The sequence below is a fragment of the Paraburkholderia sp. JHI2823 genome, from assembly GCF_038900695.1.
GTDB classification, from domain to species: Bacteria; Pseudomonadota; Gammaproteobacteria; order Burkholderiales; family Burkholderiaceae; genus Paraburkholderia; species Paraburkholderia mimosarum.
Genome location: NZ_JAYMRY010000041.1, coordinates 44,333 through 66,865 on the forward strand (window position 1 = coordinate 44,333; position 22,533 = coordinate 66,865).

Sequence of the window (22,533 nt, forward strand, 5' to 3'; positions counted from 1 at the left end):
ACAGTTCGACGTGAGACCTGCGGTCACTACTCAAGGAGAATCTCATGCCACGTTTTATGATTGAACGTAACTTTGCAGAACAACTTGAGGTCACGGGTGAAAGTGCTGCGACTGTGAAGAGAATCAACGACGAGGAGGGCGTCGAGTGGCTCTTTTCGTTTCTCAGTGCGGACAAGAAGAAGACTTATTGTCTGTATGAGGCGCCCAACGCCGACGCCATCCGCGCCGCTGCACGCCGCGCGAATCTTCCAGCCGACGTAATCATCGAGGTAAGCGACTTGCGGCCGGAAATGTTTAGCTAGAGGACGGGGCACATTGTATCGACTTATGGTCGACGCGATGCAACGAAAGGATTGACGCATTGGGGACATGACGCCGAAAGGTGGAAGAAGAAGCCTGGACCATATCGCCGGTTCCAGAGGCGCGTATGACGATGCCCAGTGTGCCCCGTAAGCGGCCCTTAGCCTGTCGCCGGGGGGAAGGTCCGCACCGATGAACCTTTCTTCGGAAAGGTATCGGGACGCGAACGTGCCGTCGCAAGGTCGTTCGCGCCGGCTTCGCAAAGGTGCGCGACAACGGCTTTACCGACTCCTTTGGTCCCGCCTGTGACAAGCGCCCGAAGGCCCTGAAGTTCGAGTGCGGCGCTCATCAGTGAATCTCCAGAGACGCGATCTTGCCGCCGGCCAGGACAAACGTGTAGGTCAGCTCGACCGGGCTACTGGGGAAGGCGCCGGTGAGCCTGGCGCGCATCGTCACGGCGGCGCCATCCTGGGACAGGTCCAACGGCTCGACGTTGTATTGATACCTGGCTTTGGCGTCTTTCTTCCAGGCCTGGATGGCTTCGAGCCCCTCGATAGTGCGGCCCTCGTCGCGCACGACGGCATCGGCAGCGAAGCAGTTCGCGAGAGGAGCGGTGTCGCTGGTGGCTTCCGCGTTCAGATAGACATCCAGTGGCGGGGGCAGGGCCATGTTCATCGGGCTTCTCCGGAACGTCACGTTTGCATGTCCCAATGATGGCGCTATAGTTACCACATCGCAAGAACGCACTAAAAAGTAAGTAAGCCGTGCCCAACCGAAAAGCCTACACTCCCACGACCGCTGCGATCGACGTCGAAGCCGCATTCAAGCTGCTGGAAGGACGTTGGAAGCTGGTCATCCTGTTTCACCTTTTCGGTGGTCAGGTGCGACGCTTTTCGGACCTCGAGAGGCTGATCCCAGGCATCACGCAGAAGATGCTTGCCCAGCAGCTACGCCGCCTCGAAGAGGACGGCATTGTGACGCGCACGGTCTATCACCAGGTGCCGCCGAAGGTGGACTACCGCCTGACCGATTGGGGGCAGGCGCTGTGCCCGGCACTGGACGCGATCCTGAAATGGGCGGAGCGCCGTGAAGAATCCGTACCGCGCTGCATGTCCTGTTTCAAGTGACTCATGTTCGCGCAGAACCAGACGCTGAGCGCAAGGTCAATGGTCTATCTCGCCGACCTTGAGCACCTTTATCATCGTGGTAGCTGACGCTGGGCATATGCCCTGGAACTGACTGGATGCCAGCAGTGGGCGCGGCACTTCCTCGCGCCCAATGGGTACAAAGCCTTGTGCCGAAAAAAAGTGCTCAGCCGTGGTAGTTAGCAACACCACCGATCGAACTGACCGCATCCGGCATTCCGCCAACAAACGGGCAACGATGGTTTTGCCAAGACCTGCACCACGGCAGTCCCTCGCAACCACAATCGAACGCATGAGGGCGAAGTCAACGTAAAATTCGACGCCGCCGCACGCGATGATCCCTGACGGTCCCACTCCGACAATGAAATTGGTCAAGTGCTGAGCAACGCCATCCGTAGGCAGATCATTGGCTTCGAGTAACGTCTCGATCGAGGCGAGGTCGTGTACAGTTGCGGATCGGAGATGCATGGTGCAGGTCCTGGTGTACCAGTGGAACTCAGAGGCCAAAAGCATTTCGGGCAGACGCGAAGCATTCGGCGGATACCCGTGGGTTAAGCGACACCTGGCGCGAACTGCGACTGGAAACCATCGCGTCAGATGGACGATTGATTCACGCGCTTCATCAACTCCTCTGCGCTCTCCTTGCGTTCGCTGTACCGGTCTACGAGGTACGGACCGATGTCGCGCGTCAGCAGCGTGAACTTGACCAGTTCCTCCATCACGTCAACGACGCGGTCGAAATACGCTGAAGGTTTCATGCGGCCGGCTTCGTCGAACTCCATGAAGGCCTTGGCAACCGACGACTGGTTGGGGATGGTCAGCATGCGCATCCATCGTCCAAGCACGCGCATCTGGTTGACAGCGTTAAACGACTGCGAGCCGCCGCTGACCTGCATCACGGCGAGGGTCTTGCCCTGCGTCGGCCGCACCGCCCCGACCGAAAGCGGAATCCAGTCGATTTGCGCCTTCATGATGCCTGTCATTGCGCCGTGCCGCTCCGGCGAGCACCAGACCATGCCTTCCGACCACCGCACCAACTCGCGCAGTTCGGCCACCTTGGGGTGGCTGTCCGGCGCGTCGTCCGGCAATGGCAGACCGCTCGGATTGAACGTGCGCACTTCGGCACCCATCGCCGTGAGCAAGCGCGCCGCTTCTTCGGTCAGCAGGCGACTGAACGAGCGCTCCCGCAGCGAACCATAGAGCAGGAGAATGCGCGGCGGATGGGTCGACGCCTTTGCAGGTTGCAGGCGATTGATGTCGGGCACGCGAAACAGCGCGGGGTCGACCTGCGGGAGGTCATTAGTGAGATCGGACACTTTTGCCCTCTGTGATCGTTTCTGTATTCCTCAGGCGCACTCGTACCAGTCCTTTGAGCGGTTGACGATGCGCACCACGAGCAGCATGACCGGCACCTCGATCAGCACGCCCACGACCGTCGCGAGCGCGGCCCCTGAGTTGAATCCGAACAGGCCGATTGCCGTGGCGACAGCCAGTTCGAAGAAGTTCGACGCGCCAATCAGCGCAGACGGACACGCAATGTTGTGCTTTTCACCAACCGCGCGATTGAGGCCGTACGCAAGTGCCGAGTTGAAGAATACCTGGATCAGAATCGGTACAGCCAGCAGCACGATGACGAGCGGCTGCTTCAGGATGGCCTCGCCCTGGAACGCGAACAGCAGCACCAGAGTCGCCAGCAACGCGGTGATGGACCATGGGCCGATCCTGGCCATCGCCGTATCAAACGCCGCTTGCCCCTTGGCTAGCAGCGCCTTGCGCAGGATCTGCGCGAGGATGACTGGAATCACGATGTACAACACCACCGAGGTGAGCAGTGTCGCCCACGGGACCGTGATCGCGGAAATGCCGAGGAGCATGCCGACGAGCGGCGCAAAAGCGACCACCATGATGCTGTCATTCAGCGCGACCTGGGAAAGCGTGAACAGCGGATCGCCACCGGTCAGCCGGCTCCACACAAAGACCATCGCCGTGCAGGGCGCGGCGGCAAGCAGAATCAGGCCTGCCACGTAGCTGTCGAGTTGCTCGGCAGGCAGCATCGGCGCGAACAAGTGCTTGATGAAGAGCCATGCGAGCAATGCCATCGAGAATGGTTTGATCAGCCAGTTCACGATGAGCGTGACGCCGATACCCTTGACGTGTTGGCGCACCTCATGCAGCGAGCCGAAATCGACCTTGACGAGCATCGGGATAATCATCACCCAGATCAGCAGGCCGACCGGCAGATTGACGTGCGCATATTCCAACCGGCCGATCGCCTGGAACAGACCAGGCAGGACTTGCCCAAGCAGAATTCCGGCGACGATGCACAGCGCGACCCAGACGGTCAGGTATCGCTCAAAGAAGCTGATGGCCGGTTTCGCGGCCGACTTCCCCGAAGCGGCAACATTGGGGGTGTTCATGGGGTGACTCGATGGAGAGGATTCAGCTCTGAAGGATGTCGTTTAGCGCCTGCTGCAGTTGGGCGTTGTCCAGTCTTTCGAGCGGGAGCGCGAGCAGTTGCAGCATGCGGTAGCCGATCGCTTCGCGCGTGAGTTCGAATGCGTGCCGTTTGCCTTCATCGCCGCCCGGCGCGTTCGACGGATCGGCGTAGCCCCAGTGAACCTTGACAGGGCTGCCCGGCCAGAACGGGCACTGTTCGGCCGCAGCGCTGTCGCAGACCGTGATGACGATGCGCATCTCGGGTGCACCGTCCTGCGCGAATTCATCCCAGCTCTTGCTGCGATAGCCTTCCGTATCAATCCCGGCGTTCGTCAGCGCTTCGAGCGCGAATGGATTGATGCGACCGCTCGGGGCGCTGCCCGCGCTGTACGCGTTGACGTCCTTGCCGAGCTTCTTCGCCCAGTGGTTCAGCATGCCTTCAGAAAGCACACTGCGCGCGGAATTGTGCGTGCAGAGGATGAGTACGTTTGTGGTCATGGTGTTATCTGTGGGCAGCGTGATCAGCAGCAGGCCGAACCGGCAGGTTTAACAGGGATGCAAAGGGGTTTGCCGCTCGGGGCACAGCAGGACGTTGCCCCCGCCAACGGCGATGCCTGCCTGCGCTCGCCATATACCGGAGCGCTGTCCAGCGTATGGAAGTGTTCCCACGCGATACCCTGCGGATCGAGAACCCAGTGCTTGTCGCTGCGCGCATAGCAGCAAGTGGTTTCGCCCTGATCTAGCAAGGCCATGTCCGCGGCCTCGGCTCGCTTTGCGAGTTCGGCAAGCTCTGCCGCGTCGTCCACCTGGAAGCCGAGGTGGTCCACACCGACCTTCGTGCCGCGCGTTGAAATCGCAAAGTTCACACGTGGATCGTCCAGCATCCATTTCGCGTAGTCCGCCTCGACGCGCGCCGGTTCCGCGGAGAACAGCTTCGAATAGAACGTGACACTGGCTGCGAGGTCGTCAACGTGGACGTGGATGTGAAACCGCTTCATGGTCGTTCTCCGTCAGCATTTGCATGGGGCCGCGCCAGGTTCGAGGCAAGGCTGTCCCTGACAGCAGTTTTCGGTCAGGAAACCCAGGACCGCGTTCATCTGGTCATAGGCGGCCCGATAGATCAGGCTGCGCCCGTCGCGCTCCTGCGTGACGAGCCCCGCGTGCATCAGCTCCTTCAGGTGAAAGGAGAGCGTCGCATTGGGAACATCGAGCTGTTCCGCCATGGCGCCTGGCGTCAAGCCAGTCGGACCAGCGACGACCAGCATGCGGAACACACGCAGGCGCAGTTCGTGGGCGAGCGCCGCAAGGGCGCGTATAACGTCTTTATCTTCCATATTTCCAATATATTCGAAATATTGCCCGGAAGCAAGCCGCTGCGGCAGTTCACCGGGGCAATGACGGCTATCATTTGGCGAGCGGACCCGGCCGAGACGGCGGGTCGAAGGGCAGTTCAGGGTCGACGAGAGCCGGTCAGCGCAGCCCCGACGTTTGAACGCCCAGTTCGATCCGCGCCCCGCGCGTCCTACGGTCGCCCAGTCACGCGCTGCACCATCGCGTAGAGCACCGACATCTGCAAGCCGCTCTTGAGTGCGTAGTTCGGGTCGTATTGATTGGAGTAGCCCCACCAGTCGAAGCATGCATTCGGATTCGTCGGCCCTGGCGCCGACGAAGCGATCGTATCGGGATACACGACCACGAGTTTGTTCGTGTCGGCCCATTCATTGATCCCAGCCTCGGTGACCCAGCGGTTTCCGATGAGTGACGCCTCCTGCAGACAACCGTGAAGTGCGAGCACGAATCCGCACGTGTCCCCGTGCGCACAGGCCTTGGGAACAAAAACGCTTCCGGTTGAACTCATCGAAATGTTTGGCGACGCCCCGAACTCCGTTTGATCGAACGCAGAGAGCGTACCCGACAGCTTTCCGTCGTTGCGCGGCTCCAATGGGCCGAGAAACATCGTCAGCCACGTTTTTACGGAATCGTAGACCGCGCCATTTGCCGAGCAGCGCACCATGTAGGGGCTCCCGAGCGTGCCGCATGCAAGTTCGCCGTCAGGCGATTCCCAGCCGTGCTCGGCGGGAAACGTATTGTCGAAGTGAACGTTGGCTCCATAACGCTGGTATTCCGAGTTGAGGTCGGCCATCTCTAGCGGATTGACGACTTCGTCTTGCGTGCCGGACCAGAGGTAGACGGGCTGACCACGCAGATTCGTCGCCGGATCGATTGTGCCGAGAGACGATTGCGCGTCCAGATACGCCTCGGATGCCGTAAGCGTGCTGTTGTACGACGCCTGATTCGACGGAAGCGTCAAGCCGCCACAGTTTGCCAAAGCTGTCGCGGCTCCTCCTGCGCCGGCACACCAGTACACCCCGCCAGCGTAGACAGCGGCGCCTTTGAAGGTCGAAGAGTGGGCTACATGCATCTGCACCGCCGAGAAACCGCCCGACGAAATACCGGCGACGAAGACCTTCGTCGGGTCGATCTGATAGCGCTGAAGTTTTACGATCCCGGACGCGACCGACGCACTGTCCGCGGGTGGGCTCCCGGTGGCGGCCAACGCCTTTGCCGTTGCAGCGGCATCCGTACTGGCCGAATCGCCACCACCCCCGCACCCGGCAAGGCCGATCACCAACACAGCTGCGGACGCTAACCGTAGGCCTGACGCCATCGTCCTCATTGCCGTCTCCTCGGCTGAGCAAAATAAAATTGATAATGTCGTTTTGCCCGTCGACCGTTTCAATTTCCAGGCCTCAAGACTCGCCAACAGAAGTCATCGATAAAAGCGACCAGATCACTGGCGCGTGCGACGCACGATCCGCAGCAAAAACCGCTCCTGTAAAGCTAAGCCTTCAGCCTTATCAGCATGGAGTTCAATTGATCGCTGGCGAGCCCGTCGACCGGAAGACGAACCATCGCGCGTTGCTCCGACGGTAGTCGCCGACTTTCATGCGACATCGGCTTTGACGAATCGCTTCATACAGGCCCCGGCGGGTGCCCCAAAAAATCGAGAAGGTACGCAGGAACCGATTCGTTTAACGGAGGCAGGGCGCAGGTGTCGTGCGCATACGTCAGCACATGAACCCGGCATCAGCGTCGCGATCGCCTCTTTTTCGCCTTCGGGGGCGTCAGCGCCGCGGTCAGAAAAGCGTTGGTTCCTCGTTTTGCCGCTGCCAATGCATGACCTCTTGCTGAGCCTGCCACCCTGTTTGCGCCGCTCAACCACATACTGAGGAACGGGTTTTTTTTGGTCCACGGGTTTTTCATCTTTGACTCCATCAAGGAAACGGTTGACGTGGACTTTTCGCAGCTCGCCACTCGCTGTCGCCGGTACCGCCGGTTCATCTGCGTTGATGTCTTCGAATGGATCGCCCAACGGTCGGGTTCGACTTACGCGCTCAAGCTGTCTCCGATTTTCGCCCTGCAGTGTCCACGCTTTGGCACCGGGCGCCGCAAGATGGATTCCCGAGCAATGATCCAGGCAGTGGCCAGGTCGCTCAATGGGTGAACAGTGGACGATTCCTGGTCTCTTGTGCGTGGCTAGAAGACGTGGACTCATACAGGCGGGCTCCGCACGAGCGGGGCATTGGTCGCGACGCGTTACGTCGACCCGCGGGCATTTTCGTTCAATGCCGCGGCCACCCAAGGAATTGCAACACGTCGCCACGCGCAGCCTCAATGCCGCCGGCGGCCGCCACCTCGTCTGAAGCGCGTGCTGTCCAGTCGGCCCAGCGTTGGTCAAACGCAAAATCGGACAGGCACCTGAAGGTCTCGTAGAGCAACGTCGCGGCGTTGGAATCCAGGCGGTCAAAATCCTTCTGCAGTTCATCCGACCGGTTTGAAAAGGTGCACCGCCCCCCGACGTTCTTTACTGCGTTACGGTAGCCGCTCCTCGATATCCCGTCACGCGCGGCCGCCGCCCCGGAAAAACCTACGCCGTACCAGCCTCTTCGGGAGACTATGGTAGCCGCGGTGAAGGCTATCTTGTGGAACAGAAAAAGAGCCGTGTGGTAGTTCACGATGACCCAGTAACCGCGCCGGAAGAGCGCGATATCGTTGTTCCGCGCAACACGCGGCGAGACGTATCTACGAGCATAGGCCGAGGAGGCAGTTACGTCGCAATAGCTCTCCTCGATCGACTCATCCGATGTGCCATCCCCGCGGAGCCTCCGACAAATCTCCTCGATCATTTCCGCGCCCTCAAAACGGCGCTCATCTTCGGGAATTCGAGCGAGAGCAGCCGGGCCGCAGCGCTTCGCGAGTTCGACGAGGTCACCAACCAGCGGCTTCAGCTGCTCGGCCGCCATGTCATGTTGAAGCACGCCGAGATGGAAAGCGAGATGCGTGAATTCGTGCGAAAGCGTCAGATGCCGCATACTGTCTTCGGAGAAACGTATGCAATCCTTATAAAGCCTACGCAACTGGGCATCCGGGAATGGCGGTGGCGTCGTCAGAACCGCCGTCGCCGTAAGGCCTTTTGAAACGAACATTTTCTTGAGCGAAAGCGCCAGGCCCACCTCGCTCTCACCCAGAAGGCACAACTGTTCCATCAGGAACAAGGCCACGAGGTTTTGAAGATCAACGAACCCGTTCCAGTGAAACGGGCGATGTTTAGTCTCGTCAAGCAGGAAACGCGGTAGGTTCAACCTGCAGAACGCGGTGACAAATTCCAGCCAGTGCGCGTCCCAGACGATCGCATGGCGGCCACGCCATTCGCAAATCTCCATCCGGGCCGCCGGCGAAGAGATCGACAAGAAACCGGCGCCGCCGCTACGTAAGACCTCGTACCCGTCCCTCAATACATCCTGATCAAACGCTACGGACCCACCGACTGTATAAAGATCGCGTTTGATGTCTAGCAGGTCCGCGTAGTTTTCGTCGTGCTGAACCTCAATCCGGTTTTTCATTGTGGAATTCCGTTATCCGGCTTTCCAGTACCTTATGCAGATCCTCACCCGACATGCCGCGAATTTCGAGTTTGACCGACCTTGCACCTTTCTTGAGGACGACCCGGCGAAGGGCGTCTTTCTTTCCCCAGGCCACCAATACTGCAGCCAATGAGCTGATGATTGCAGGCAAGTTATGAAACACGTCGTGTACGACGGCTGTTACGACCGGATCACCTAATAGTGCTGTCGATTTGATCACATCCAGATCTTCGCTGGGAATGTCCCCGAATTCCCGGACCACCTCAGCCTGGTCCACACCCGCGACATCGATGATTAAATCCATAGGACCCTCCGATTTCGTCCGTCGCCGTGGTACACGTCCACGCTCCCAACTCCAGCGCGATGCCGAAAGCCGCACCAATTGCCGATACGAGCAATGCAATCAATGATAGGCGAGCGCGCCGCGTTTTCCATCTGTTCAGCGCTGGGGAAGTCAGTCAGACGTTGCGCCTTCGCGCACCCGAAACACCTTTCGACGCGTCTTGATGCGCGGCGGCGTGCGTGTCACAGCGATCCCGAGGGCGCAGTCGCCACAGGTGCTGGCTGCGATCCAGATAGCACTGGCCGACGACGTTACGCCGTATTCGGACAACGGTGAGATGCAGGCTCCATACGTGTGCTTCGGCTGTACTGCGATTCGTACACGCCCTGCATGCGTATCAGTAGCGCGATATATCCGTTGACTTCCGGGGACGAAATTACGCTCGCTGCGGCCAAGTTGACCTCGTCCCAGAGACGCTCGAACTTTTCGCTTGCCATTGCGAACGGTAGCCCGGAGGACACCAGTTCCACGAAGTCATTCTCTATATCTCCGACAGCACGCGTGGGCCGGCGCGATCTTCTTCATCGAAGCCCTCCTGACGAAAATGGGACGACGTCCGCCGCGATGCGGGGGTTGGGTGCCCAACAATCGATTACCCTTAGAACGAGCTCCGACAGGCAAGACCTGTCAGCGTCGTAAATAGTGTCCGCGCATCTCGACCGAGTCGGAACTGATTCCCGAGTTCGAGCAGCTTCTGCAACTGGCGAGCGCATAACGCTCTCGATTGCAGATCTTCTGCGCGAGACGCCCGAACTCGACTACTTCGGAGCATAAACGCGGATGCGCTCGGCCGATCCCTGCCTGACGACGAGGGCTGGTTGACAATGAGTGCCTGCACGTACCCACGCTTGTCCCACCGGACGCGTCGACTCAGGTGAATGCGATGGAGCAGCCACTTGTCAGGCTGGCAGCAAGGGGTCGCCTTGGCGCATTCGCCAACCAGACGGCAGAGGAGGGACCAGCATTCGCCACCAGGCAGGATCCGGCCCCAAGGCTGTACGGCTTGCGCAACAGACACAGACACAGACACAGACATAGACACAGCAAGGCGGCGCAGCGAGGGAAGATCCACAGCCCTTCAATGGCGTGGGACCGGTATATGCTGATCGCATGTCGATGAAAATCGGACGTTGCGCGCAGCCCGCGGCCGTTTTCCCGGCATCCCGCCATCGCGCACCCGAACGAGCGGGTACCTGGGCGCCAAGCTCCGTGCATCGCTGAGAAGAGCAAGGCGGCGAGCTTCGCCGTCCGAAAAGGAGCGCATGTGTACGATCCTGCTCAGTTTCTGCCGTCGTTCGTCTGGCGCGCCGATCGCGACGGCGTCATACGCTACGTGAACCCATGGGCTTCACGCTACCTTGGTATTCCCGCCGAGCAGATAATCGGGCGAACGTGGCGGGAATTCGTTCATCCCGACGATATCGATACCGTGCTCGACGCCGTTCGCCAGATGCGCGACGGCAACCTCTTACGCAACGCCGAAGTGCGCCTTCTGCGCGTCGATGGCGCGTTCCGGTGGCACACGCTGCATCTGCAAGCTCAGCGCGACGAGAGTGGCCGCATCGGCGACACCGTCGGCGTGGCGACGGACATTCACCACTGCCGGCACGCGTGGGCCATGTACGAGGCCAGCGAGCGCCGGCTCAAAGCCGCGTTTCAGGGCGCGCGGATGGGCGCATGGGAATGGGACATGAAAAACCAGCGAGTGCGCATGACCGAGCAACTCGCAGAACTCTATTCCTTCCCGCCGGGCACGGAGGCCGTCGCGCTGTCGGATCTCTGGAACCGGATTGCGCCCGAGCATCGCGAGCCGTTTCAGCAGAAGGTCGAACAGGCGCTCCGCTGCGGCGGCCCTTTCGAATTCGATTACCTGCTCGACGACGGCGTTATGCCGCCACGCTGGCTGCGCATGCGCGGCCATGCCGAGTTCGACGGACACGGCGAGCTTGCCAGCGTGCACGGCGTCACTTTCGACATATCGAAGCAGCGCGCCGCCGAGGAACGCCTCGTCCTCAGCGAACGGCGCTATCGTGCCCTCGTCGAATCGACGGGTGCGCTCGTCTGGTCAGCAGGGCCCGACGGCAATATCCGCCCGGCCGATGAGCCATGGGGAAAGTTTACGGGCGCGGACCCCGTGCAACTCGAGAACTGGGGATGGCTCGACTTCGTGCATCCCGACGATCGCGAGTTCACACGTCAGGCATGGCTGGACATTCTGAAGAGGGGAACCGCCAGCTGGATCGCGTTTCGCATGCGTCGCTACGACGGCCGCTACCGAATGGTCCAGGCGCATGCCGCGCCGCTCCATGACGAACACGGCACGCTGCAGGAGTGGTTCGGCACGACTACAGACGTTACCGCGCAGCACGAAGCGCAAGCCGCAATCGAAGCACGCAGTCTGCGCCTGAACGTCGCCATGCAGGCGGCTGAAATCCATATCGTGGCGCTCGATCTCGACTCATGGACGCTATCGTTCGAAGTCGGCAGCGAAACACTCGAAGGTGAAACGCTGACTTACGAGGCCGCGCTCTCGCGCGTCAATCCCGACGATCGACCCGTGCTCGACCGATATGTGCGCGAGCTGGCGGCAGGGGGCGATCCCGGCGCACATTTCGAGTTTCGCGTGCAGGGACAGCGCGGTGAACAGTGGATGGAAGGCAGCGCGCTGCTCCAGCGCGCGCCCGACGGCAAGCCCTTGCGCCTGATCGCGAGCGTCGTCGACATCACCGAGCGCAAACGCATGGAGTTGATGCTGCGCGAAGCGGATCGCCGCAAGGACGAGTTTCTCGCCATGCTCGCGCATGAACTGCGCAATCCGCTGGCACCGATCCGCACAGCCATCGCACTGTTCGAAAAGCAGGATGGCATCGACGGGCGTTCTGCCGACCTCATCAGATTGATGCGCCGACAGACCGAGCACATGACGCGCATCGTCGACGATCTGCTCGAAGTGTCGCGCATCACGCAAGGCCGGATCGCGCTTCAGCTCGAGCCCATTCTCGTCGGCACGGCCGTGTATCACGCGGTCGAAGCGATGGCGGCATCCGTCGAGGCGCGCGGACAGCACATGAACGTCGATGTCTCCGACGCGACCGCATGGGTGCTGGGCGACGCCACGCGAATTTCGCAAATCCTCGTGAACATCCTCAACAACGCCAGCAAATACACCCCTGAGCAAGGGAACATTTCGATCAGCGCGCGAGCCGATGAAACGTGGGTCGAAATCGTGACGACGGACACGGGCACGGGTATCTCCGCGGAACTGTTACCCAAGGTATTCGAACTGTTTTCGCAGGGCGATCGCCCGCTCGACCGTTCGAGCGGCGGTCTCGGCATCGGCCTTTCGCTGGTGAGGAAGCTGGTCGAACTGCACGACGGCACGATCACGGTACAAAGCGAGGGCGAAGGTCGCGGCACGACGGTGACGGTACGCCTGCCCCGGCTGCATCATCACGAACGGCATTCGGCACAGGTGCTGTCCGGCCCTGGAACAAGCGCGAAGTCGGCCGCGCTGCAGCTTTTGATCGTCGACGACAATCGCGATGCAGCCGATTCCCTTGCGATGTTGTGCGAATCGGAGGGCCATTTCACGCGCACGGCGTATTCGTCCGCCGAGGCCATCGAAGCCGCCGCGCAGTTGCGGCCCGACGTCGCGCTGCTCGACATCGGCTTGCCCGACGTGGACGGCTACGAACTGGCGCGGCGGCTTCGCCCGAAGGACGCGACGACTCCCGTCCTGATTGCGATCACGGGCTACGGACAGGCCGACGACCGCCTGAGGGCGCAGTCGGCCGGCTTCGACTACCACTTCGTCAAGCCCGTCAATGTGGAGGGCTTGCTCACGCTGCTGTCGTCTTTGACGGAGCGCGGGCAAGCGAGCGGCGCCGCCAGCGGTGCGACGTGAGGCGTCGCGCGAATCTGGCCGAACAACCAGCCGATTCGCCGGCCTCAGGTTTTCAGCCGATACCCCGTCTTGAAGATCCACGCGGTGATTGCGAGGAATATCGCGAGAAAGGCCGCAGTCATGGCGAGACTCACGCCGACATGAACGTCCGCGAGCCCGTAGAAGCTCCAGCGAAAGCCGCTGATGAGATACACGATCGGGTTGAAAAGCGTGATCACCTTCCATGCCGTCGGCAGCATGTCGACGGAATAGAACGCGCCGCCGAGGAAGGTCAGCGGTGTGATGATCAACAGCGGCACGATTTGCAGTTTCTCGAAGTTGTCAGCCCAGATGCCGATGATGAAACCGAGCAGACTGAACGTGACCGCTGTGAGCAGCAGGAACAGCACCATCCACAAGGGATGCAGGATCTGGATCGGCACGAAGAGCCCCGCGGTTGCGAGGATGATGAGCCCGAGCACGACCGACTTGGTCGCCGCCGCGCCGACATAGCTGATCACGATTTCGAAATACGACACGGGCGCCGAGAGCAGTTCGTAGATCGTGCCCGTGAAGCGAGGGAAGTAGATGCCGAATGACGCATTGGAGATGCTCTGCGACAGCAGTGAAAGCATGATCAGCCCTGGCACGATGAACGCGCCGTAGCTGACGCCGTTCACTTCCTTGATGCGCGAACCGATCGCGGAGCCGAAGACGATGAAGTAGAGCGAGGTCGAGATCACCGGCGCGACAATGCTCTGCATCAGCGTGCGCCTGGTGCGCGCCATTTCGAAACGGTAGATGGCGCGAATCGCGTAGAGGTTCATCGGGAGGTCACCTGTCCTTTGCCGTTTTCCGCGCCCGCTGGTGTGGCGGGTTGCGAGGCTGGCCGCGAAGCGGGCTTTGAAGCGGCCGCCGGATCCTTGCTGACGAGGCTCACGAAGATATCCTCCAGCGAACTCTGGCTCGTTTTCAGGTCCGTGAAGCCGATGCCGGCCTCGCCCAGGCGCTTGAGCAGCGCGATGATGTCGTTGCGTTCGTTTTCGGCATCGTAGGTATAGATGAGCTCGGTGCCGCCATCGGCCAGTTCGAGCCCCCAGGCGGCGAGCCCGGCCGGGATTGCCGTCAACGGGGCTTCGAGTTGCAGGGTCAGCTGTTTGCGGCCGAGCTTGCGCATGAGCACGTCCTTGCGCTCGACCAGCATGATTTCGCCGGCGTTGATGACGCCGATGCGGTCGGCCATCTCTTCCGCCTCGTCGATGTAATGGGTCGTGAGGATGATCGTCACGCCGTTCGCCTTGAGCCCGCGCACGAGCGCCCACATGTCGCGGCGCAGCTCGACGTCCACACCCGCGGTCGGCTCGTCCAGAAACAGGATCTGTGGCTCGTGCGCGAGCGCCTTCGCGATCAGCACGCGCCGTTTCATGCCGCCGGACAGCGTCATGATCTTGTTGTTCCGCTTCTCCCACAGCGAGAGGTCCCGCAGCACGCGCTCGACATAGGCGGGGCTGGCGGGCTTGCCGAACAGGCCGCGGCTGAATGACACGGTCGCCCAGACCGTTTCGAACGCGTCCGTCGTCAGTTCCTGGGGCACGAGTCCGATCAGCGAGCGAGCGCTGCGGTAATCCGTGACGATATCGTGACCGGCGACGCGCACGCTGCCTTCGCTCGCATTGACGATGCCGCAGACGATGCTGATGAGCGTCGTCTTGCCAGCGCCGTTTGGCCCCAGCAGCGCGAAAATTTCGCCGCGGTGAATGTCCAGGCTGATGCGCGTGAGCGCGTGGAATCCCGATGCATAGACTTTCGAGAGATTCTCGATGGATAGGATCGTTTGCATTGCGTGACATTACCAGAAGCCGATGCAAGGCGCTGGCGCAGGCCGCCAAAGCGCCTGCCATGACGTTCCATGACGACGGCGAGCGCGCATGGATCGCAAACGTCGCGAGGACGTCGATCGAGTCAGCGCGCGCCTGCGCAATCCATCCTCGTTGCACTGCAGCACGCCGAGCTTGCGCTAACCGCTGGCCGTTTCGAATCGTTCTCGCTGCGCGGCGTACGGCGCTCAGGGGTGTGCGTCGGGCATTGTCTGGACGATCAGCGTATAGAGATCGTCGAGATTGTCTTCGGACTCTAGCGTTTCGAACGGATCGCGATTCGTGCCGAACGCCTCGTCGATCTCCACCCAGTCGGCAACCGATAGATAGCGCTGGGCGCCAGGCAAAATCACCGACTCTTCGAGGTGCCGGTGATCGTTGTAGAAGTCGGCGTAGCCATACACCGCTTCACGCAGCGCCGGCAGCATGCCGTTGCCACCCAGTTCGTAACGCGTGAGCGCGCGTTCGATTGAGTGAATGCGCTGCGGGCCTTCCGCGTGCTGGCGTCCGAGTTCCTCGATGACGCTATCGAATTCGTCTGTCCGCTCGCGAAGCCGGGCAAACAGGTATTGCTCTTCCTTCGGATGATGCACTTGCTCGGGAAACTCGTGGATGTAGTAGAGCATCGCACGCAGGAGCATGGTGCCGGACGCGCCGGGGCGGGCCGTCATGTCGTCGACCACGCGCAGCATGCCGCTCACGACGCTCGAAAGGCGTCGGTGTTCGCTCAGGATCACCTGGATGGCGCTACGTTTCGCGGCAAATTCCATGGCAGGCTCCGTGACAGACGCGGCCGGGTTGCGATGAGACGCCGAGGGCACGCCGGTGGCGGCGCCTCCTGGTCGGTCTCGACGGGTTCACTATGCGCCCCGAGCGCCAGGACTCGTTGATCCTGGTCAACCGTGATTCGCTGCCGCGGGCCCGACCGGCGCGACGGAAGGTCGTCGGTCCCCGAGGGCACGTGGTTGACTTAGGTCAATGCACAGGCGCCACCGATCTCTAAATTGAGTTCCATTACGGCGTTGGCCGGTAACGGAGGAACTCATGCAAGCTTCGGACATCATGACCACGGACGTCGTCAGTGTGCGTCCCGACGCGACGGTCTTCGAGGCCGCGACGCTGCTCACGCGACATCACGTGAGTGGCATCCCGGTCGTCGACGACAGCGGCGCAGTTGTCGGCATTCTGAGCGAGGGCGATTTGCTGCATCGCGTGGAAACGGGCACGGGCAAGCCGCAGCGCAGCTGGCTGGGCGAATTCCTCCACTCGACTCGCAAGCTCGCAAGCGAGTACCTGAAAGAAAATGCCGTGAAGGTCAGGGATCTCATGACGAGCAATGTCATTTACGTCTCGCCGCAAGCGGAACTGAGCGAGATCGCCGACCTGCTGGAGCGCCACCATATCAAGCGCGTGCCGGTGCTGGACCAGGGCAAGCTCGTGGGCATCGTGAGCCGCGCGAATCTGATCCGCGCGCTGGCGAGCGCGGCGCAGCCCGATCCGGCGGCAGTCGCTTCCGACGAGGCCATTCAGCGCGAGGTGCTTCACGCACTGGACGGGCATCGCTGGGCGATGGCCACGGAGAACGTCGTCGTCAAGGAAGGGATCGTTCATCTCTGGGGCACGGTGAACTCGGAAGAGGAGCGCAAGGCGATATTGGTCGCGGCCGGGCGTGTAGCCGGCGTCAAGGGCGTCGAAGACCATCTCGGATACCCGGTGGTGTTCTCGCCGATGTAAGGGCGTGCGTCGTGCCCCGGCGGCTTCCGCTTGCGCCGGGGATCGTGCGCGCGCTTGGCCTCGCGCGATCTCATCCGACCGGCGCGACGCGCGCGCCGCTCACTCAGTGAGACATCAGAACCGGCAGTGTCATCGCGGAGAGTAGGGTTCGCGTCGCGCCGCCCAGGACCAGTTCCTGAAGCCGTGCGTGGCCATACGCGCCCATTACGAGCAGGTCGCACGCGCCATCGGCGGCCTGGTTCAGCAGCGCATCGCCTGCGGCTTGAGCGGCGCGGCTGTCTAGTTTGGCTATGTCGATCGACGCCGCGCCGTGGCGCGCGAGCATGGCGGCCAGCGCGTCGCACGATGCATGCGACTGTTCGTCCGTAGCGATGATCACATGCGCCGCTCGCGCGATGAACGGCAACGCGTCGTGAACCGCGCGGGCCGCTTCCCGGCTTCCATTCCAGGCGATGAGCACACGTTCGCCGAACGACTCGAACCTGCCCGCATAGGGCACCAGCAGCACCGGGCCGCCCGCTCCCAGGAGAATGCTCTCCGGGAATCCATCCGCAATCCAGGATTCCGGATCGTCCGGATTGGCCTGTCCGAGAATCGCGAGATCCGCTGTCCGGCAGCGCTGCATGATTGCCGAAACGGGATCGCCATGCGTGACAACCCATGCGCCGTCTACCTGAGCGCGAGATGCTTCTGCGCGGAATAACCGTTCGATCGCGCCGCGTTGTTCCAGGCGCAGCGTGCGATGCGTGTCGTAGTAGTCAGCCGTTCCGCCCATTACATGGAACTCGCGCGGGTTGGGTTCGAACCGCGCAAAGAGCCCTTCGAGATGGGCGCCGAACCGGCGAGCCAGCCCGAGCGCGAGCGAGAGTCGCGCATTGGCCGATGCGCTCGTATCCATGTGAACGACGATGGTCTTGTAGCTCATTGCGGTCTCCAGCGAAGCATTGCGGTGCGCATTGGGGCGCACCGCGTGTTCCGAGTCTAAAGATGATGGGTGTCCTGCGATTGACCTGAATCAGCCATATTTTCCGTGGATGCATACGGTATGCATGAACCCCGGCTTCTGCCTGCCTGTCAAGGTCGGGCGCGGAGGCGTTGACTGGACCTGAAACGGACAGCAGCGGACGCCGCATTAGCGCCCTGGAAGGACGTCTACGCCGTCCGCGCTATCCTTCCCCGCCCCCCTGAAGTGCTCAGGATTAGCCGCAAGTCTGGGTTTGCCGCGCAACTGAAAGGCTATGGCGCTGTCGGCGTTGGCGTGACCTACCGATCCGAGAGTGGCAGATGGCTGGTAAACGGCGCTTTGTCGGTTACCGGATCGGGTGGAACGGGAGTGCGGACACAGGTAGGCTACGAATTCTAGCGGCTGCCCTCGGTTCCGCCACGGGTCGAACTGGCGCACGATCTCGATGGGCGCACCACCGCAGCTACCGGCGAAGTAGGGCGGAGACCGTAGCGCGCCACCCCATAACCTGCGGCGCACGCTCGGGTTAATTCTTCTTTCGGATCATGCGGCCGGAGACGCCCTTTAGGCTATTGCCGACAGGGAAACCTTCGGCGGGTAGTTCACCAAGAGGTGGACGTGGTCATCCTCCCCGTCGAATTCCACGAGCTGCGCCTCGAAGTCCAGGCATACACCTGCGAAGACTTCGCGCAGTCGTCGATCACTTCCTTGGTGAAAACATCACGCCGGTATTTAGTCACAAAGACCAAATGAGCACGATCACGATACGATGCGCACGCGTCCTGGTATCGCGAGCGGCAGCGCACGGAGATCGCGCGTTTTCTGCCGCATAACCGGCAACTGGTCGCAACGTATGCTGCGCTGCTCGACGATCTCATGGCGAGGCCCGTGCGCTAATCGCTTCAGGCGCACAGCGGGGGCCATGCGCCGAATAGAAGTCGAGCCATCGACTACTGCACAGTGATGGTTGCCTTCATATAGGGATGAATTCCGCAGAACACTTTGTATACCCCCGGCTTGTCGAATTTGAACTGATAGGTATCGTTCTGGTCGAGCGCGGCGGAGCGGAATATGCCCGCATCGTTGACGACGGTGTGCGGTTCGCCATCCATGTTCTTCCAGGTCACCGTCGTGCCCGCCTTGACCGTCATGGCCATGGGCGAAAACATGAAATTCTTGATGACGACTTGATTGGGCTCTTCCGCGTGCGCAGGCAATCCACCGGCGAATGCGGCCGTGAGTAACACGATCGCGCGAAGCATGGCGAAGGTACGACGAAACAAGAGGGATAGCATGGCTCGGTTCCTTGTCGAGTGAGCGAGAGGCGACGTCAGGCGAGCGTCGTGTCGGACAGCGACATTGCGAGGGGATGGCGCGAGATCTTGATACTCGTTACGCCGAGCATCTTCGGCAGCTGGTCGCTTGCCACCTTGAGCGGCCCGGGTCCAGGGCCATTGCCCGCGGTCGGCTGCGGATAGGCGGTCGAGCGCGCCGTGTGGAATGTGACATTCCCTTCCACCTTGGAAACGATCTGATGAATATGTCCATTCAGGACCGTGACCGAGCCGAACCGCTTCAGATAGCTCATTGCCTGGCCCGCATCACCGGTACCCCAACCCCATGGTTCGTAGATGGTCCACATTGGCATGTGCGTAAAGACAACGATCGGCGTGCTGGATGTTCGCCCCTTGAGATCGTTTTCCAGCCACGCGAGCTGATCCTCGCCGAGGTTTCCCAGCCCGTTCGGCTTGAAGTGCATGACATTGACGAGTGCGACGAAGTGCACGCCGTCGTGATCGAAGCTGTAGTAGCCGCGGTTTTCCGACGGCTTGCCAAAACGTTTGAAGTACTCGCCTTGCGGCCCGTCGGTCACGTCATGCTCGCCGGGCACGGTGTGCAGCTCCGTGATACTCAGCCCGGACAACAATTGGGCCGCGAGATCAAACTCTTCCGGTTTGGAAAGATGAGTGATGTCGCCCGTGTGAATCGCGAGCGCCGGTTTGGCCGGCATGGCGTTGACATAATCAATCGTCTGTTTGAACGTGCCCGCGACGTCGGGGTTGGCTTCCTTGTTGAAGCCGATATGCGAGTCGCTGATCTGCAGGAACAGCGGCACGCCGGGTATAGCCGACTTGTCGTCGGTACTGGCCGCCAACGCAAGGTCCATGGGCGTCAAAACGCCTCCGGCCAGAACAAACACAGTTCCCACGCCGCCGTAGGCAAGACATTTCAGGGCAGTGCGGCGCGAGGGTTGGGAAGGAAGATCTGACGACATGGTGTCCTCTCGACTGGGTTCAGGAATTCGGCCGCCGGTTCGTGCCTGAGCGCCTCCCAGGCGGGCTTCAGGTGCAATACCTGACCAGTGGCGGTTTTATTCCCGCTTGTCCGTCACGCAACCTGGCGCGCGATGACGCCGTCACGTACTGTCATGCTGCGATGCGTCGACGATATTGGCCCAGCGCATCGACCTGCCTTCTCGCGCGTCTCGCCGGTTAGCAGGTTGCTGAAGTACCGCTGAAACACGTCATCGCGCAGAGTCCGCGAAGCGTTGATAGACGAACCACCACTTGCCCACTGGAAATCATGCGCGGCGCCGACACGTTCACCGAGAGTCTGTTTTCCGTGCGCAAGCTGGACGACTTCGTGCCCAAGTCGCATCCGTTGCGTTCGATCCGCGTGATGGCGAACGAAGCGCTGACGAAGATGGATCGACTGTTCGCCGAGATGTACGAAGCGGACATAAAAGGCGGACGACCGAGCATCGCGCCAGAGAAGTTGCTGCGAGCCATGCTAATCCAAGTGCTCTACAGCATCCGCTCGGAGCGCCAACTGATGGAGCAAGTTCAATATAACCTGCTTTTTCGCTGGTTCATCGGCCTGGCAATGGATGACGAGGTGTGGGTGCCCACGGTCTTTACGAAGAACCGCGAGCGTCTGATCAGACACGATGCGGTGATCGAATTTTGTGCGCCGGTCAAAACCGGCGAAGTGTTGTGAATGAAAGAGTCATACGTTGAAGGCCTAGCCAGCCACGGCGGCCCCGAGTCATGCGTGTGCATCCGCGAGGGTGCAGGCGAAGCGTTGACAGGGGTACGCATGGGCCGGGTATTGAGCCGCGAAATACACCTCTCGTGGCGTGAGCTACGAGCTGATCGGGGTGCCGAGGCGCTAGAATTCCGCCGAAGGTCACACTGGCGCTGCCGTAATGGCGAGGCAGCGCCGGACCCCGCGCGGTCAGAGACCCCGCGCACGTGCGGAAACACTTCGCTCGGGAACCGGGAGATCCCGCGCTCTACTGCACCCCGCTGGGAAGCGACGGGTGCAGTGCGCATCGTGAAGCCCGAGGGCGCACGACGATGAGCTACGGGCGCGGGAAGTCGGACTGCTGCGTAGTACCGGAGAAGCTGCCGAACAAGGTCGAGGGTGAAACTCCCACGACGGCGGAGGCGGTGGAGGGAAGGCGGCAGGCCAAGGGCAATGCAGTCGCAGCGCGCATGTCCCGCAGATTGAGGCGGGAATATGACATGGGAACGGCGCTCGACGGCATACGACAGACGGCCAAAGGCCGACCGGGTGCGAAGTTCACCACCCTGATGCATCACATCTACGCGGTCGACCGCCTGCGGGCAGCCTACTTTGCGCTTAAGCGCAAGGCAGCAGCCGGGGTGGACGGCGAGACGTGGCAGTCGTACGGACTGGACCTGGAAGCGCGACTTCTGGACCTGTCCGACCGGCTGGCCCGAGGGGCCTACCGGCCCCAGCCTGTCAGACGCGTGTACATCGACAAGGCAGACGGCAGCAAGCGCCCGCTGGGCGTGCCGGCGCTAGAGGACAAGCTCGTCCAGCTTGCCACGGTCGAGGTACTCAACGCGATCTACGAGCAGGACTTCGTCGGGTTCAGTTACGGCTTCCGCCCCGGCAAGAGTGCGCACAACGCTCTCGATGCCGTGAGCGTGGGTATCGAGCGCAGGAAAGTGAGGTGGATACTCGATGCGGACATCAGCAAGTTCTACGACACAATCGAACACGACTGGCTGATCAAATTCATCGAGCACCGGGTAGCAGACACACGGGTTGTGCGGCTCATCAAGAAGTGGCTGCATGCGGGTGTGCTGGAAGATGGCAGGGTGACGCAAAGTGAAGTTGGTACCGTTCAGGGCGGCAGCATCTCGCCGCTGTTGTCGAATATCTATCTTCACTATGCGTTTGATCTGTGGGTGAAGCAATGGCGTGCGCGGCACGCCGAAGGCGATGTGATCGTCGTGCGGTACGCTGACGATTGGGTCGCGGGGTTCCAAAACGTGAGGGATGCGATGCGCTTCCAGCGCGAAGTGACTGAACGGCTGGCCCGCTTCGGCCTGGCGCTGCACAAGAGCAAAACGCGGCTGATTGAGTTCGGACGCTTTGCGCGCGAGAACTGTCAACGTCGCGGCGGGAGCAAGCCGCAGACCTTTGACTTCCTGGGCTTCACGCATTGCTGCGGGAAGACTCGGAACGGGAAGTTCGCGGTACTGCGGTTGACCAGTGGCAAACGAATGCGAGCCAAGCTCTTGGCAGTCAAGGAACAACTGCGACGACGCATGTGCCGGACTATTGCGGAGCAGGGACGGTATCTGCGCGCCGTGGTAGCTGGGCATGTGAGGTACTTCGGTGTGCCACGAAACGGAACGCGCCTCGGGCGCTTCCGGGGCCGTGTTGCCCGTCTGTGGTACCGCACGCTGCGCCGTCGTAGTCAGACCTGCCGACTGACCCGTGAGCGCATGGACCGTCTCGTACGCCTGTGGTTGCCTCCCACTCACATTTGTCATCCGTACCCACACCAGCGTCTGATCGTCACGACCCAAGGCAGGAGCCGTATGCGGTAACTCTGCACGTACGGATCTGTGGAGGGGGTGATGGGTGACTGTCATTCCTACTCCGACTCAA

The 22,533-nt window shown here is 61.3% G+C and carries 23 protein-coding genes and 2 pseudogenes; 7 read left to right on the top strand and 18 right to left on the bottom strand.

Annotated elements, in window-relative coordinates:
* The first annotated feature begins 44 nt into the window (after nucleotides 1-44).
* On the top strand, nucleotides 45-302 hold the full coding sequence (locus VSR34_RS30780) for a DUF4242 domain-containing protein (protein ID WP_028214573.1): 258 nt from the start codon (nucleotides 45-47) through the stop codon (nucleotides 300-302).
* A gap of 346 nt (nucleotides 303-648) precedes the next feature.
* Here the strand turns inward: VSR34_RS30780 and VSR34_RS30785 are convergent, their stop codons facing one another.
* Nucleotides 649-975 (bottom strand): nuclear transport factor 2 family protein, encoded by a 327-nt coding sequence (locus VSR34_RS30785; RefSeq protein WP_342964390.1) that lies wholly within the window; start codon nucleotides 973-975, stop codon nucleotides 649-651.
* 89 nt (nucleotides 976-1,064) lie between these two features.
* Here VSR34_RS30785 and VSR34_RS30790 point away from each other — a divergent pair, with 89 nt between their 5' ends.
* Nucleotides 1,065-1,427: a helix-turn-helix domain-containing protein gene (locus VSR34_RS30790; protein ID WP_342964391.1), complete on the top strand. Its 363-nt coding sequence runs from the start codon at nucleotides 1,065-1,067 to the stop codon at nucleotides 1,425-1,427.
* A 36-nt stretch (nucleotides 1,428-1,463) separates the two neighbouring features.
* Here the strand turns inward: VSR34_RS30790 and arsN2 are convergent, their stop codons facing one another.
* The 10 genes from arsN2 to VSR34_RS30840 form a co-directional block, all read right to left on the bottom strand.
* Nucleotides 1,464-1,913, bottom strand: coding sequence for an arsenic resistance N-acetyltransferase ArsN2 (gene arsN2 / locus VSR34_RS30795; RefSeq protein ID WP_342964392.1), 450 nt, complete (start codon nucleotides 1,911-1,913; stop codon nucleotides 1,464-1,466).
* 125 nt (nucleotides 1,914-2,038) lie between these two features.
* Nucleotides 2,039-2,761, bottom strand: a complete 723-nt coding sequence (gene arsH, locus VSR34_RS30800) for an arsenical resistance protein ArsH (protein WP_342964393.1) — start codon at nucleotides 2,759-2,761, stop codon at nucleotides 2,039-2,041.
* 30 nt (nucleotides 2,762-2,791) lie between these two features.
* Nucleotides 2,792-3,862: an ACR3 family arsenite efflux transporter gene (gene arsB, locus VSR34_RS30805; RefSeq protein ID WP_342964394.1), complete on the bottom strand. Its 1,071-nt coding sequence runs from the start codon at nucleotides 3,860-3,862 to the stop codon at nucleotides 2,792-2,794.
* A gap of 22 nt (nucleotides 3,863-3,884) precedes the next feature.
* The gene (locus tag VSR34_RS30810; RefSeq protein ID WP_342964395.1) at nucleotides 3,885-4,379 is read right to left on the bottom strand and encodes an arsenate reductase ArsC; all 495 of its coding nucleotides are present in this window, start codon (nucleotides 4,377-4,379) and stop codon (nucleotides 3,885-3,887) included.
* 23 nt (nucleotides 4,380-4,402) lie between these two features.
* Nucleotides 4,403-4,879, bottom strand: a complete 477-nt coding sequence (locus tag VSR34_RS30815) for an ArsI/CadI family heavy metal resistance metalloenzyme (protein ID WP_028214566.1) — start codon at nucleotides 4,877-4,879, stop codon at nucleotides 4,403-4,405.
* 12 nt (nucleotides 4,880-4,891) lie between these two features.
* Entirely contained in the window at nucleotides 4,892-5,215 is a 324-nt protein-coding gene (locus VSR34_RS30820) for a metalloregulator ArsR/SmtB family transcription factor (RefSeq protein WP_028214565.1), read from the bottom strand.
* 188 nt (nucleotides 5,216-5,403) lie between these two features.
* Complete coding sequence (locus VSR34_RS30825; RefSeq protein ID WP_342964403.1) at nucleotides 5,404-6,516, bottom strand: prolyl oligopeptidase family serine peptidase; 1,113 nt, start codon at nucleotides 6,514-6,516, stop codon at nucleotides 5,404-5,406.
* Nucleotides 6,517-6,825: 309 nt separating this feature from the next.
* Nucleotides 6,826-7,254: a hypothetical protein gene (locus tag VSR34_RS30830; protein ID WP_342964396.1), complete on the bottom strand. Its 429-nt coding sequence runs from the start codon at nucleotides 7,252-7,254 to the stop codon at nucleotides 6,826-6,828.
* Between the two features lie 250 nt (nucleotides 7,255-7,504).
* Complete coding sequence (locus tag VSR34_RS30835; RefSeq protein ID WP_342964397.1) at nucleotides 7,505-8,785, bottom strand: hypothetical protein; 1,281 nt, start codon at nucleotides 8,783-8,785, stop codon at nucleotides 7,505-7,507.
* Nucleotides 8,769-9,110 carry a hypothetical protein gene (locus tag VSR34_RS30840; protein ID WP_028214561.1) on the bottom strand — a complete coding sequence of 114 codons (342 nt, stop codon included), beginning with the start codon at nucleotides 9,108-9,110 and terminating at the stop codon, nucleotides 8,769-8,771. The genes VSR34_RS30835 and VSR34_RS30840 overlap by 17 nt, the downstream gene beginning before the upstream one ends.
* A 1,303-nt stretch (nucleotides 9,111-10,413) precedes the next feature.
* Between VSR34_RS30840 and VSR34_RS30845 the strand changes: the two genes are divergently transcribed.
* On the top strand, nucleotides 10,414-13,053 hold the full coding sequence (locus VSR34_RS30845) for a PAS domain-containing protein (RefSeq protein ID WP_028214560.1): 2,640 nt from the start codon (nucleotides 10,414-10,416) through the stop codon (nucleotides 13,051-13,053).
* Between the two features lie 44 nt (nucleotides 13,054-13,097).
* Here the strand turns inward: VSR34_RS30845 and VSR34_RS30850 are convergent, their stop codons facing one another.
* From VSR34_RS30850 to VSR34_RS30860, 3 genes are all read right to left on the bottom strand, one after another.
* Complete coding sequence (locus tag VSR34_RS30850; protein WP_028214559.1) at nucleotides 13,098-13,859, bottom strand: ABC transporter permease; 762 nt, start codon at nucleotides 13,857-13,859, stop codon at nucleotides 13,098-13,100.
* Entirely contained in the window at nucleotides 13,856-14,872 is a 1,017-nt protein-coding gene (locus VSR34_RS30855) for an ABC transporter ATP-binding protein (protein ID WP_342964398.1), read from the bottom strand. Before VSR34_RS30855 ends, VSR34_RS30850 begins: the two co-directional genes overlap by 4 nt.
* Nucleotides 14,873-15,097: 225 nt before the next feature.
* Nucleotides 15,098-15,679 carry a hemerythrin domain-containing protein gene (locus tag VSR34_RS30860; RefSeq protein WP_028214558.1) on the bottom strand — a complete coding sequence of 194 codons (582 nt, stop codon included), beginning with the start codon at nucleotides 15,677-15,679 and terminating at the stop codon, nucleotides 15,098-15,100.
* A 274-nt stretch (nucleotides 15,680-15,953) separates the two neighbouring features.
* Here VSR34_RS30860 and VSR34_RS30865 point away from each other — a divergent pair, with 274 nt between their 5' ends.
* Nucleotides 15,954-16,643: a CBS domain-containing protein gene (locus VSR34_RS30865; RefSeq protein WP_342964399.1), complete on the top strand. Its 690-nt coding sequence runs from the start codon at nucleotides 15,954-15,956 to the stop codon at nucleotides 16,641-16,643.
* A gap of 103 nt (nucleotides 16,644-16,746) precedes the next feature.
* On the opposite strand, the gene VSR34_RS30870 is transcribed toward VSR34_RS30865, so the two are convergent.
* Nucleotides 16,747-17,568, bottom strand: a complete 822-nt coding sequence (locus tag VSR34_RS30870; RefSeq protein ID WP_028214557.1) for a universal stress protein — start codon at nucleotides 17,566-17,568, stop codon at nucleotides 16,747-16,749.
* Between the two features lie 264 nt (nucleotides 17,569-17,832).
* Here VSR34_RS30870 and VSR34_RS30875 point away from each other — a divergent pair, with 264 nt between their 5' ends.
* On the top strand, nucleotides 17,833-18,006 hold the full coding sequence (locus tag VSR34_RS30875; RefSeq protein WP_272945677.1) for a YadA-like family protein: 174 nt from the start codon (nucleotides 17,833-17,835) through the stop codon (nucleotides 18,004-18,006).
* 27 nt (nucleotides 18,007-18,033) lie between these two features.
* Here VSR34_RS30875 and tnpA read toward each other — a convergent pair.
* The 3 genes and pseudogenes from tnpA to VSR34_RS30890 all read right to left on the bottom strand — a co-directional run.
* A pseudogene (tnpA, locus tag VSR34_RS30880) lies at nucleotides 18,034-18,413 on the bottom strand (IS200/IS605 family transposase); the annotation flags it as partial.
* Nucleotides 18,414-18,557: 144 nt separating this feature from the next.
* A complete protein-coding gene (locus VSR34_RS30885; RefSeq protein WP_028214556.1) occupies nucleotides 18,558-18,869 on the bottom strand; it encodes a cupredoxin family copper-binding protein in 312 nt (103 codons plus the stop codon).
* A 68-nt stretch (nucleotides 18,870-18,937) separates the two neighbouring features.
* Nucleotides 18,938-19,882, bottom strand: a complete 945-nt coding sequence (locus tag VSR34_RS30890) for a metallophosphoesterase (RefSeq protein WP_028214555.1) — start codon at nucleotides 19,880-19,882, stop codon at nucleotides 18,938-18,940.
* 308 nt (nucleotides 19,883-20,190) lie between these two features.
* Here VSR34_RS30890 and VSR34_RS30895 point away from each other — a divergent pair.
* Together VSR34_RS30895 and ltrA are read left to right on the top strand one after the other, a co-directional pair.
* Nucleotides 20,191-20,571: pseudogene (locus tag VSR34_RS30895) on the top strand (transposase); the annotation flags it as partial.
* A 392-nt stretch (nucleotides 20,572-20,963) separates the two neighbouring features.
* Nucleotides 20,964-22,472, top strand: coding sequence for a group II intron reverse transcriptase/maturase (ltrA, locus tag VSR34_RS30900; protein ID WP_342964400.1), 1,509 nt, complete (start codon nucleotides 20,964-20,966; stop codon nucleotides 22,470-22,472).
* Nucleotides 22,473-22,533 lie beyond the last annotated feature (61 nt).